Origin of the sequence: Cellulosimicrobium sp. E-16, from assembly GCF_049913115.1 — a bacterium.
In the GTDB taxonomy this organism is placed as follows: domain Bacteria; phylum Actinomycetota; class Actinomycetes; order Actinomycetales; family Cellulomonadaceae; genus Cellulosimicrobium.
Window position 1 is genome coordinate 2,599,442 of record NZ_CP183974.1, and the last position, 12,277, is coordinate 2,611,718.

The window sequence follows — 12,277 nt, forward strand, 5'->3', positions numbered from 1 at the left end:
CTACCCGTCGCCGCCGGCCGGGCCGACCGCCCCGGCCGCCCGCCCACATCCCGGACGCGCCGTCGCCGCCGAGCCTGCGGTGGCAGCTCGTCCCGCGCTCGGATCGTGCGATAGCCACACGCTCGGCCCACGCGGGTCAGTGGCCGCCGTGCGGGGCAGGGTCGGGGCGGCGGGGACCGGTGCCGTCTCCGGGGAGGGGTGCCGCGTCGTGGTCGGGGTGGGTGCCGCCGTCGGGCACGTCGATGCGGGACGGCGCCTGCTCGCCCGGGGCGACGACGACGAGCTGGCCCATCATTCCCTGGTCCTCGTGCGTGAGGAGGTGGCAGTGGAACATGTAGGGGGTGTCGGGGTCGGTCGTGCCCTCGGAGGCCTCGAACCGGACGAGCAGTCGCGTGACGCGGCCGGGCTGGACGTAGACGGTGTCCTGCCAGCCGCCGAGATCGGGCGTGGGCGGCTCCCCGCCCACGTCGAGGACGCGGAACTGGACGTCGTGGACGTGGAAGTTGTGCGGGGTGTCGTCGAGCCCGGTGACCTCCCAGACCTCGGTCTCCCCGACGGTGACGACCTCGTCGACGCGGGACATGTCCATCGACCGCCCGTTGATGGACCGGCCGGAGAGCTGGAACGTCCGGGTCCGTACGGCGTCGGCCTCGTCGAGCGTGTCCGCCGGGTCGGTGCCGAGGGTGTCGGGCATGGCGGGGCTCGGCGCGAGCGTGGGAGCAGCGCGCAGCTCGAGGAGGTCGAAGGTGTCGTCGCCGCCCGAGAACCGCTCGAACAGCGGGTTGACGCCCAGCTCGGGCGGGAAGCTGCGCAGGACGGCACGCTGCCCCGGGGCCATGGTCACGACGACCTCCGCCCGGTCGCCCGGGGAGAGGCGCACGCGCTCGACCGTCTGCGGGGCGGGGAGCAGCCCGCCGTCGGTCCCGACGAGCTGGACCGTGCCGCCGTCGGCGAGGCCGACGTCGTAGACGCGGGAGTCGGAGCCGTTGAGCAGGCGCAGGCGGACGCGCTCGGTCGTGACGTCGAGGTACGGCCCGGGGGTGCCGTTGACGAGGACGGTGTCTCCGAGGGTGCCCACCGGTGAGAGGAAGGACACGGCGTCGTCGAGCCGGCCGTCGGCGTGGAAGCTCTTGTCCTGGAGGATGACGGGGACGTCGTCGACGCCGTACTCGTGCGGCAGGTCACCGGCGGGGCCGTCGGCGGCGCCCGGGTCGTCGAGGAGGAACATCCCCGCGAGCCCCCGGTACACCTGGCTCGCGGTCTGCCCGTGCAGGTGCGGGTGGTACCAGAGCGTCGCGGCAGGCTGGTCGATCGTCCACGTGGGCGACCACGTCTCGCCCGGCTCGACCATCTGGTGGGGGCCGCCGTCCATCGCGGGCGGCAGGTGCATGCCGTGCCAGTGGAGCGTCGTCGTCTCGTCGAGGGCGTTCGTCACGTCGACGCGCACGCGCTCGCCGCGCGCGGCCCGCAGAGTGGGACCCAGGTAGTCGCCGTTCAGCCCGATCGTCGGGGTGGGGGCGGACGCACCGAGGTCGGCGACGCCCTCGCGCGTCTCGAGCTCGAAGACGCGCACGCCGTCCTCGACCCGGGACTCCGCGAGCGGCGGGACGGCGAGCGGCCGCGTGAACTCCACGGCTCCCGCCGTGCTCGTCGCGGCGCGCGCCCACGCGACGCCCACGACCGCGGCGACGACCCCGACGAACAGGGCGACGACGAGCCCGAGCACGACGAGGACGCGGGCGAGCGGGCCGCGCCGCCGTCGGGGGCGACCGCCCGGCGGTCCGGCGGGTGCTCCGGGTGCCGGCGGGACGGCGGGAGGCGGGGTGGTGTACGTGGTCGTCATCGGGTCTTCTCCAGGGTGGACGACGGCGGGCGGCGGGTGCGGTTCGACGGCGGCCCGGTGGTGCGGGCGACGCTGTCGACGCTAGGGACCGGGCGGTGCCGGGCGCGTCCGCTCGGAAGCGTACGCACGCCCGGAACCGACCCCGAGCGCACGGGGTCGTGGCTCGGGGTGGTGCCGGGGACGGGGCGGTCGCGGAGTCGGGGGGTCGGGGTGGCGCGGAGAGCCGTCGGCCCCTCGGGCCTCAACGGCGTCGGGCCGCGAGGAGACCGAGCGCCACGGCCCCCGCGAGCGCGCCCCAGGCCGCGTTGGTGAGCAGCATCGGGACGATCGCGACGGGGTGCGCGACGGGGCCCTGGAGCTCGCCGGTGAGGATCGGCGACAGCACGGCGCTGACCACCAGGGCGAGGACGCCGTAGGCGAGCCCGACGGCCACGCCGGTCGCGAGCGGGTGCGCCGGGCGGGCGACGACGATCGCGACGACCCACACGACCGTGAGCACGAGGGTCGTGAGCAGGGGCGCGGCGGGCCGCCCGATCGCGTCGTCGAGGCCGGTGACGCTCAGGAGCGGTCGGACGAGCGCGAGCGCGCCGAGACCGAGGACGAGCGGCCAGCTCAGCGAGCGGACGGTCTCGCCGAGCGGGGCGCGGGCAGCGGGTGCCGGCGCCCCCGACCGTCCGGGCGGGACGGCGGGACCGGGCGGGACCGGGCCGCCAGGTAGACCGGACGAAGCGGGCGGGACGGACGACGCGGGTGAGGTCGGGCGGTCCGGTGCGGGGCCGGGAGTCGGGTTCATGCCGTCGACGCTAGGGAGCAGCGGTGCGGCGCCGCGTCCGCCCGGGCGCGCGAGGCGATGCGTCCTCCGACGCCACGCGCGTACGCGTCTCGACGTAGTCGACCCTGACGTGGACCCACCCCGCGACGGACGCGCGCCGGGGTGGGTCTTCCTAGACTCGGTGAGCGTGACGTCCCCCGACCTCCCGCACGACCGGCCCGCCGGATCATCTCCCGCGACCCGGCCGTCGCGCCCGTCGCCACCGCCGTGGCTCGTCGACGCCCTGCTGGGGTTCGCGGTGTTCGACGTCGTCGCGTTCGCCATCGCCGCCGACGTCGGGGGCACGCGGGCCGACCCGTGGGTCGCGTACCCGATCGCCCTCGTGCTCGGGCTGCTCGTCCTCGGCCGGCGCCGGTTCCCGGTCGCGGTCCTCGTCGCGACCGCGCTCGTCATCTGCGCCTACTACACGCTCGACCTGCCCGCGATCGGCCTCGCCCTGCCCGTGTCGGTCGCCCTCTACTCGGCAGCCGTCGCGGGCCGGCTCGGGTGGGCTGTCGGGGTCGCGGCGGCGCTCGTGGTCGCGTCGACGTACTTCCGGCTCGCCGAGGGCGACGACGTCCGCTACGTCGTCGGCTACGAGCTGGCGACGACCGTGGCGCTCATGGCCGCGGCGATCGCCCTCGGGCACGGGTCGTTCGCCCGCAGGCAGCGCGACGAGCAGCGGCGGCACGCCGACGCGCTGCGCGAGCAGACGCACGAGCTCGAGGCCGCCGACCGGCTCGCGCACGACCGGGAGGCGGTCGCCCGCGACCTGCACGACGTCGTCGGGCACCACCTCGCCGTCGTCTCGTTGCACGCCAACGTCGCGCGCGAGGCCCTGGACGACGTGGGCGCCTCCGGAACGGCGGGTGCGGAGGCGCTCGCGACCGCGCGGGCCGAGCTCGAGCTCGTCCGGGCGGCCACGACGTCGGCCCTGGCGGACCTGCGCGCCACGGTGCGCGCGCTGCGCGGGGCGACCGCGCCCGCAGGGCTCGCGGACCAGGCGCGCGTCGACCGGCTCGAGGACCTCGCGCGCACGGCCCGGGCGGCCGGGCTCGACGTCACCCTGGACGTCGACCTGCCCGCAGGGACCGCGGAGGGCACCGCCGCGGGTGCGGCCGCGTACCGGGTCGTCCAGGAAGGGCTGACCAACGTGCTGCGGCACGCCGGGGCGCGCGCCGCCGTCGTCCGCGTGACGCTGGAGCGCGCGCCCGGTGCACCGGGCGACGTGCTCGCCGTCGAGGTGCGCGACGACGGCCACGGGACACGGGGCACGGGTGACGCCGCGGACCGTGGCGGGCTCGGGCTGCGCGGCCTGCGCGAGCGCGTCGCGGTCCTGGGCGGCACGGTCGAGACCGACGCGCCCGACGGCGGCGGGTTCCGGCTGCGGGCGCGCGTGCCGGTCACGCCCGGCGCCGCTGCGGCGCGCGGGACGGTTCCCGTGCGGGCCCCGTGGTCCTCGGGCGGGGGTGTCGCGTGATCCGCGTCGTGCTGGTCGACGACCAGCCCCTCGTGCGGACCGGCATCCGCGCGCTGCTCGAGCGCGCGGACGACGTCGAGGTCGTCGGCGAAGCCGCCGACGGCCGGGAGGGCGTGGCGCTCGTGCGCCGCGTGCGCCCCGACGTCGTCCTCATGGACCTCCAGATGCCCGTGCTCGACGGGATCGCGGCCACGCGACAGATCGTCCACGACCCGGGCGCCGGCTCCGGGCTGCCGGACGGCGCGACGGGCGCGGACGGTGCCGCGCACGGACCGCGGGTCGTCGTCCTCACGACGTTCGACGACGACGCGAACCTCTTCGCGGCGCTGCGGGCGGGGGCGTCGGGCTTCCTGCTCAAGGACGCGAGCCCGGACGAGCTACGCGGCGCGGTGCGCACGGCCGCTGCGGGCGACGCCTTGCTCTCCCCGGCGGTGACGGCGCGCGTGGTCGCGCAGGCGGTGGACGCCGGGCGCCGCGACGACGCGCTCGTCGCGGCGGTCGCCGACCGGCTCACAGACCGCGAGCGCCAGGTGCTCGCGCACGTCGGGCGCGGCCTGACGAACGACGAGATCGGCGCGGCCCTGTTCATGAGCCCGGCGACGGCCCGCACGCACGTGGGCCGCATCCTCGCCAAACTGCGGGTGCGGGACCGGGCCGGCCTCGTCGTCGTCGCCTACGAGACCGGCCTGGTCCGCCCAGGCACCCCGCCCGGGTAGGGGCGAGGTCCGCGAGGTCGAGGCGGGGTCACCACCACACCTCTCCCTCGCGCTACCCCGGCTCTACCTCGCGACGGGAGGGGCCCCCACCTCAGGCGTCGAGACCGCGGCGCGCGAGGAGCGGCGCGATGTCGGCGTCGCGCCCGCGCAGCTCGCGGAACGAGAGGAGCGGGTCCTGCGAGCCGCCGCGTGCGAGCAGCACGCGCCGGAACCGCTCGCCGTTCGCCCGCGACAGGCCGCCGTTCTCGCGGTACCACTCGACGGTGTCGGCGTCGAGGACCTCGGACCAGATGTAGGAGTAGTACCCGGCCGCGTACCCGCCGCCGAACACGTGGTTGTAGTACGTGGTGCGGTAGCGCGGCGGGACCGGCGCGAACGCGACGCCAGCCGCCTCCAGCGCAGCGGCCTCGAAGGGCACGACGTCCGCCTCGGACGACGGGATGCCCTCGGGGCCGACCTGGTGCCAGGCCTGGTCGAGCAGCGCCGCGGCGAGGTACTCGGTCGTCCCGAAGCCCTCGTTGAACTGGCGCGAGGCGAGCATCGTGTCGACCCACTCGGCGGGCATCGGCTCGCCCGTCACGTGGTGCACCGCGTACGAGCGCAGGATCGACGGCTCCCACGCCCACATCTCGTTGACCTGCGACGGGTACTCGACGAAGTCGCGCGGGACCTCAGTGCCCGACTGCGACGGGTAGCGCACGTCGGAGAACAGGCCGTGGAGCGCGTGCCCGAACTCGTGGAACAGCGTGATGACCTCGTCCCACACGAGCAGCGTGGGCTGACCCGCCGGCGGCTTGACGATGTTGAGGTTGTTCACGACGACCGGCTTCTGCCCGAGCAGGTGGTTCTGGTCGACGAGGTTGTTCATCCACGCCCCGCCGCGCTTGGACTCGCGCGTGTACCAGTCGGCGAGGAAGAGGCCGAGACCCTGGCCGGGCTCGCCCGGCGTCTCGGCGTCGAAGACCTCGAACACCCGCACGTCCGGGTGGTAGCCGACGAGGTCGTGGCGCTCGGCGAACGAGACGCCGAAGAGCTGGCCCGCCGCCGCGAAGACGCCGTCGTGCACGACGCGCTCGAGCTCGAGGTACGGGCGCAGGAGCGCGTCGTCGAGCGCGTAGCGGTCCTTGCGCACGCGCTCGGCGTAGAACGACCAGTCCGAGGCGCGGAGCGTCGCGCCCGGCTCGTCGGCCCGGAGCGCGGTCTCGAGGTCGGCGGCCTCGCGCCGCGCGTTCGCGACGGCCGCGGGGGCGAGGCGCGAGAGCATCGCGTCGACGGCCTCGGTGGTCTTCGCGGTCGCGTCCTCCGCGACGTACGCGGCGTGGTGCTCGTAGCCGAGCAGGCGCGCGCGCTCGGCGCGCAGGCGCACGGTCTCCAGGACGATCTCGCGCGTGTCGTGGTCGTCACCGGTCGCCCCGCGCGACTCCGACGCCTGCTGCACGCGCTCGCGCACGTCGCGGCGCGCGAGCGAGGCGAGGACGCCCTGCTGGGTGGGGAGCTGCATCTCCAGGAGCCAGGCTCCCTCGTGACCGCGCGACGCCGCGGCGGCGGCCGCGCCCGCGACCGCGTCTTCGGCGAGCCCGTCGAGCTCGGCGCGGTCCGTGACCAGCACGCTCGCCGCGTTCGCGCCGGCGAGGAGCTTGCGGCCGAACGCGGCCTCGAGCGTGGTGAGACGGCCGTTGAGCTCGCGCAGGCGCTCCTGCTGCTCCGCGTCGAGCTCGACGCCGGAGCGGCGGAAGCGGACCAGGAGCGTGTGCAGCAGCCACGCGGCGTCGGGCTCGAGGGTCTGCTCGCCGGCGTCGACGGCGTCCTCGAGCGCGCGGGCGCGCGCGTAGAGGCGTGCGTCCATGTAGATCGCGTCGTGGTGCGCGGCGAGCTCGGGGGCGAACTCCTCCTCGATCTGCTCCAGCCCGGGCGTCGCGTCGGCCGAGAGCTGGTTGTAGAACGCGTTGAGCACGCGCGCCAGGTCGCGACCCGACCGCTCGAGCGCCGCGAGCACGGTCGCCTCGGTCGGGAGCGCGTCGTCGGTCGCGACGACCTCGATCGCGGCGCGCTGGGCCGCCGTCGCGGCGCGCAGCGCGGGGAGGTAGTGCTCCTCGCGGATCGCGTCGTAGTCGGGCAGCTCGTACGGCAGCGCGGAGGGCGCGGCGAACGGGTTGGCGGGATCGAGGTCGATCAGGGCGGAGGTGACAGCGGGCGCGGAGGTGGGCGCGGGCGCGTCGGTGCGCGTCGTGGGCTCGGAGGTCATGGTGCCCATCTTGACCCCGCGGGCGGGCGCGACGGAAACCCATTCGCGGACACCCCGGGGCACCGGGTGGGCGGTGCGTCAGGCGGCGCGGCCCGACGACGGCGCGTCCGCCGGCCAGGGCTCGTTCGGCTCGCGCGGGTCCTGGGGCAGGAGCGTGCCGAGCCACGCGTCGCGCCGCTCACCGCGCTGGAGCGCAAAGCCGCGCACCGTGCCCTCGACGCGGAAGCCGAGCCGCCAGGCGGTGCGCCGCGAGGGCCAGTTGCCGACGTACGCCTGCCAGAAGAGCCGCGCGAGGCCCGCGCCCTCGGGGTCGAACGCCCAGTCGACGACGAGCCGGCACGCCGCGGTCATGAGTCCGCGGCCCCGCGCCTCGGGGGCCGTCCAGTAGCCGATCTCGGCCGACCGTCGCGCCTCGGGCGCGTCGTCGAGGCTCAGGCCGATCATGCCGAGGAGCCGCCCGGCGCCGTCGGGGCCGGGGATGCCCGAGGGTCCGGCGCTCTCGCGCACGCCCCACGTGAGGACGTCCCCGCGCTCCCACCCGGGGCCCACGTACTCCTGGACGAACTGCACCGCGTCCTCGCGCGTGTACGGGGACGGCACGACGGTCCACGCCGCGACGGCCGGGTCCTGGCACGCGGCCGTGATCGCGTCGACGTCGTCGAGGGTCGGGGTGGACAGGTGGACGCGGCCGTCGTCGAGGGCGAAGGGGTGCACCGCCCGAGCCTGGCACGTCCCGCCGCGTGCCGTCACCCGGATTCGTGCCGGTCGTCCACGAGGCCCGTTCTCGGACCGACGTTCGCGCGGCGTCACGCGCGCAGGGCGTCCTCCGCGGGCGTCCACGGCAGGTCGTGCGCCGCCGCGACCGCCTCGTTGAGGAGGACGCCGCGGTGCGTGGACGCTCCCGACCGCAGGAGCGGGACGTCGCGCACGGCGTCGACGCCGCCGTCCGCGAGCGCCGCGAGGTACGGCAGCGTCGCGCTCGTGAGGGCGAGGGTGCTCGTCACCGGGACCGCGCCGGGCATGTTCGCGACGCAGTAGAACGTCGTGCCGTGCACCGCGAACGTCGGGTCGTCGTGCGTCGTGGGTCGCGACCCCTCGAAGCAGCCGCCCTGGTCGACGGCGACGTCGACGAGGACCGCGCCGGGGCGCATGCGCGCGACGAGGTCGTCGGTGACGAGGCGCGGGGCGCGTGCCCCCGCGACGAGCACGGCGCCCACGACGAGGTCGGCCTCCAGCACCTCGCGCTCGATCGCGTACGCGCTCGACACGACGGTGCGCACGTGGCCGGAGAACTCCTGGTCGACGGCGCGCAGCACGGGCAGCGACAGGTCGACCACGGTCACCTCGGCGCGCATGCCCACCGCGACCTCGGCGGCGTTCCGGCCCGCGGTCCCGCCCCCGAGCACGACGACGCGGCCCGGCCGCGTGCCCGGCACGCCGCCGAGCAGGACGCCGCGACCGCCCGCGGGCCGCTGGAGGAGCCAGGCGCCGACCTGGGTCGCCATGCGCCCGGCGACCTCGCTCATGGGCGCGAGCAGCGGGAGCGTGCCGTCGGGCGCCTGCGCCGTCTCATACGCGACGGACGTCGTGCCCGCGTCGAGCAGGGCGCGCGTGCAGTCGCCGTCGGCCGCGAGGTGCAGGTAGGCGAAGAGCAGGAGGTCGTCGCGCAGGAGCGCGTACTCGCTCGCGACCGGCTCCTTCACCTTGCAGACGAGCTCGGCCTCGCCCCACACCTCCTCCGCCGTCGGCACGACGCGCGCGCCCGCGCCCTCGTACTCCGCGTCGGACAGGTGGGAGCCGGTCCCGACCCCGGACTGGACGAGCACGTCGTGCCCGGCCCGCACGAGGTGGTGGGCGCCGGCGGGGGTGAGCGCGACGCGGTCCTCGTGGTTCTTGACCTCGGTGGGTATGCCGATCCTCATGGTCCAGTGTGGTCGCACCATCCCCCTCGGCGCAGGGTGGCAGGATCTTGTCGGAGTGTGTCCTTCCTGCCGCTCGTCCCGGGAGCGCTTTGCGGCCAGGGTGGAGCGCGTGGACACGACGACACCTCTCGCGACGCCGCGCACCGCCCCGGGGCACGGCGCGACGGCGGGCGACGCTCCCCCACGCCAGCTCCCGCCGTCGGGCACGCTCGGGCTCGCCCGCGGCAGCGCCCTGTACGTGGCGAGCGTGCTCGGCACGGGAGTCCTCGCGCTCCCCGGGCTCGCCACGCGCGTCGCCGGCCCCGCGTCCGTCCTCGCCGTCGCCCTGGTGCTCGTCGCGAGCGTGCCGCTCGCGGGCACCTTCGCGGCGCTCGCCGCGCGGCACCCCGACCGGGGCGGCGTCGCCAGCGCGGTCCGCACGGCCCTCGGCCCGACGGCGGCCCGTGCCACGGGCTACTGGTTCTACCTCGGCGTGTGCGTCGGCGTGCCCGTCGTGGCGGTGCTCGGGGCGGAGTACGTCGTCGCGGTGGTCGGCGCGGACCGCAGCGTCGTCCCGGTGGTGGCCGTCGCGCTCGTCGTCGTGCCGGCCGTGGCCGTGTGGCTCGGGATCCGCGTGGCGGGCGCCGTCCAGCTCGGGCTCACGTCCCTGCTGCTCGCCGCCGTCGTCGTGGTCGTCGCCGTGGCGGCTCCGGCGGCGAGCGCCGAGCGGTTCACGCCGTTCCTCAGCGAGGGCTGGTCCGGCGTCGGCTCCGCGGTGAGCCTGTTCGTCTGGGCGTTCGCGGGCTGGGAGGTCGGCACGCACGTCTCGGCCGACTTCCGCGACCCGCGCCGCACCATCCCCGCCGCGACGGGCGTCGCGCTCATCGTCGTCGGCGTCGCCTACCTCGCCCTGCAGGTCGCCACGGTCGGCGTGCTCGGCACCGGGGCCGGCTCCGGCACCGTCGCGCTGCTCGACCTCGCGCGCGCGGGCGCGCCTGCCGCGGGGCCCGTGGTCGTCGGCGTCGTGGCGGCGATCGTCACGTCCGGCGTGCTCACCGCCTACCTCGCGGCGTTCGCCAACCTCGGCCAGGCGCTCGCACGCGACGGCGACCTGCCGCGCCCGCTCGCCGCGCTCTCCGGCCGCGCGGGCGTCCCGCGGCGCGCGCTCGCCGTCACCCTCGTGCTCAGCGCGGGCTATCTCGCGCTGCTCGTCGCCACCGGCCTCGACCTCGAGCCGTTCGTCCGGGTGCACACGAGCTGCATGGTGGCGGTGTACGCGCTCGGGATGCTCGCTGCCCTGCGGCTGCTCCCCCGCCGCACCGTCGGCTGGTGGCTCGCCGCCGTCGCGACCGTCCTCACGGGCGTCCTGCTCGTCCTGGCCGGCGCGTCGCTCGTCGCCCCGACCCTCCTCGCCGTCGGTGCCGTCACGGTCACGCTCGTGCGGCGCCGGCACGCCACGTCCTGAGCGCGCCGGCGGGCCGCGAGAATCGCCCTCGCGGCCCGTTCCCCGCCGCCGCGCCGTCCGCTACGGTCGACGACATGCCCACGTGGACGGACCCGGGCCCGGTGGAGTTCGACGCCGTCGTGATCGCCGCCGGGACGCGCTCGGGAGCGTTCGTCGCGCTCCCGTACGACGCCGTCGACCTGTTCGGCACGCGCGGCCGGGTCCCGGTGGTCGCCGAGGTCGACGACGTGCGGTACCGCGCCTCGCTCGTCGCCTACGGCGGCCCGCACCTGCTCGCCGTCCTCCGGTCGGTGCGCGCCACCACCGGCAAGGGCGTCGGGGACACCGTGCACGTCTCCGTCCGGCTCGCCGCGGAGGTCTCGGCCGTACCCCGGTGAGGCCCGCCCCGCCAGGCTCCCGCCGGGTCGTCCGGGACTCAGGCCCCCGCGTCGTCTGCCGTGCGGCCCGCCGACCCGGGCAGGGCGTCGCCGAGCGCGATCTCCTTCGCCGTCGGCAGCTCCTCCTCCATGGGCGGGTCCTTGTGCCGCAGGTGCGAGAACACCGACCACGCGACGGCGACCAGCGGCACGGACACGACCGCCCCGAGTATCCCCGCGAGCAGCGTCCCCGCGGTCACCGCGATCGCCACGACGACCGGGTGCAGCGACACCTGCTTGCCCATGACGAGCGGCTGGAGGATGTGGCCCTCGAACTGCCCGATGAGGGCGATGCCGATCGTCACCGCGAGCGCGATCCACAGGCCCTTCGCGGCGAGCGCGACGATCGCCGCGATGATCATCGCGAGCGGCGCGCCGATGATCGGGATGAACGCGCCGATGAACACCAGCACCGCGAGCGGCGCGGCGAGCGGCACGCCGAGGATCCCGAGGAAGATGCCCGCGAGGATGCCGTCCGTGAGGGCGATGATCACCGTCCCGCGCGCGTAGCCCGAGAACGTGTACCAGCCCGCGCCGCCGGCGATCTTCCAGCTGTCGCGCGAGCGCGACGGGAGCTGGTTGAGGAACCACGTCCACATGTCCTTGCCCTTGGCGAGGAAGAACACGGTGCAGAAGATCGCGAGGGCGATCGCGGCGAACGCCTCGAACACCGAGCCGGCGCTCGCGGCCGCCTGGCTCGCGATGTCGCCGCCGTGCTCGGCCAGCCACTGCCGACCGTTCTCGATCCAGCCGTTGACGTCGTCCGCGGTGATCGTCACCGGCAGCGGGCCGTTCTCGAGGAACTCGAAGATCTGGTCGATGCCGTTGCTGAACTGGTCCGCGAGGCTCTGCCACTGGCCCGCGACCGAGGTGATGACGTACGTCAGCAGCCCGGCGATGAACAGCAGCGCGGAGAGGATCGCCAGCCCTGTCGCCAGCCCCCGGGGCATGACCTTCGCGTAGAAGTCCGTGACGGGCCGCAGGACCGACGTGATGACGAGGGCGAGGAAGACGGCGACGAACACGAGCTGCACCTGCGCCGTCGCGAAGAAGATGAGCGCGACCGCCGCGACGATCATGAGCAGGCGCCACGACCAGCCCGCCGTCGTGCGCAGCCACGCGGGCACCGACTCGTCGTACCCGACGACCGACGGGTTGCGCCGCGCCCCGGCGACCTTGCGCGCCGCGCTCGACGCCCCCGCGAGGTGCTTCACCGACGCCGCCGAGCGGTCCGAGCCGGAGCCCGGTCGCGGGGTGGGCACCGCTGCCGGTGGTCGCTGCTCGTCCGTCACACGCGCCTCCGCCCGGTCGTGGCTCTCATCCGCCCAGTCTGCCCCAGGTCGTCCCCCCACGCCGGATGCCGCGGCCGGACCGTCGTCCCACGTCGACCCCGTGCTGAC

General features: G+C 75.9%; 10 protein-coding genes. 4 read left to right on the forward strand and 6 right to left on the reverse strand.

Annotation, left to right across the window (positions count from 1 at the left end; genetic code table 11):
* Nucleotides 1-136: 136 nt before the first annotated feature.
* Complete coding sequence (locus ACN9MS_RS11555) at nt 137-1,843, reverse strand: multicopper oxidase family protein (RefSeq protein ID WP_426308746.1); 1,707 nt, start codon at nt 1,841-1,843, stop codon at nt 137-139.
* A gap of 241 nt (nt 1,844-2,084) precedes the next feature.
* Nucleotides 2,085-2,636, reverse strand: a complete 552-nt coding sequence (locus ACN9MS_RS11560) for a hypothetical protein (RefSeq protein ID WP_426308747.1) — start codon at nt 2,634-2,636, stop codon at nt 2,085-2,087.
* Between the two features lie 166 nt (nt 2,637-2,802).
* Between ACN9MS_RS11560 and ACN9MS_RS11565 the strand changes: the two genes are divergently transcribed.
* Complete coding sequence (locus tag ACN9MS_RS11565; protein ID WP_426308748.1) at nt 2,803-4,134, forward strand: sensor histidine kinase; 1,332 nt, start codon at nt 2,803-2,805, stop codon at nt 4,132-4,134.
* Nucleotides 4,131-4,850, forward strand: a complete 720-nt coding sequence (locus ACN9MS_RS11570; protein ID WP_426308749.1) for a response regulator — start codon at nt 4,131-4,133, stop codon at nt 4,848-4,850. Before ACN9MS_RS11565 ends, ACN9MS_RS11570 begins: the two co-directional genes overlap by 4 nt.
* A gap of 91 nt (nt 4,851-4,941) precedes the next feature.
* Here ACN9MS_RS11570 and ACN9MS_RS11575 read toward each other — a convergent pair whose 3' ends face one another.
* From ACN9MS_RS11575 to ald, 3 genes are all read right to left on the reverse strand, one after another.
* Nucleotides 4,942-7,095, reverse strand: coding sequence for a M3 family metallopeptidase (locus ACN9MS_RS11575; RefSeq protein WP_426308750.1), 2,154 nt, complete (start codon nt 7,093-7,095; stop codon nt 4,942-4,944).
* A gap of 78 nt (nt 7,096-7,173) precedes the next feature.
* A complete protein-coding gene (locus ACN9MS_RS11580) occupies nt 7,174-7,809 on the reverse strand; it encodes a GNAT family N-acetyltransferase (protein ID WP_426308751.1) in 636 nt (211 codons plus the stop codon).
* Between the two features lie 92 nt (nt 7,810-7,901).
* On the reverse strand, nt 7,902-9,017 hold the full coding sequence (gene ald / locus ACN9MS_RS11585) for an alanine dehydrogenase (RefSeq protein WP_426308752.1): 1,116 nt from the start codon (nt 9,015-9,017) through the stop codon (nt 7,902-7,904).
* A gap of 109 nt (nt 9,018-9,126) precedes the next feature.
* On the opposite strand from ald, the gene ACN9MS_RS11590 reads away from it, so the two are divergent.
* Both ACN9MS_RS11590 and ACN9MS_RS11595 read left to right on the forward strand, forming a co-directional pair.
* A complete protein-coding gene (locus ACN9MS_RS11590; RefSeq protein ID WP_426308753.1) occupies nt 9,127-10,461 on the forward strand; it encodes an APC family permease in 1,335 nt (444 codons plus the stop codon).
* 74 nt (nt 10,462-10,535) lie between these two features.
* Nucleotides 10,536-10,838 carry a DUF1905 domain-containing protein gene (locus ACN9MS_RS11595; protein ID WP_082379867.1) on the forward strand — a complete coding sequence of 101 codons (303 nt, stop codon included), beginning with the start codon at nt 10,536-10,538 and terminating at the stop codon, nt 10,836-10,838.
* A gap of 38 nt (nt 10,839-10,876) precedes the next feature.
* Here ACN9MS_RS11595 and ACN9MS_RS11600 read toward each other — a convergent pair whose 3' ends face one another.
* Nucleotides 10,877-12,169, reverse strand: a complete 1,293-nt coding sequence (locus ACN9MS_RS11600; protein ID WP_426308754.1) for an AI-2E family transporter — start codon at nt 12,167-12,169, stop codon at nt 10,877-10,879.
* Between the last annotated feature and the right edge of the window lie 108 nt (nt 12,170-12,277).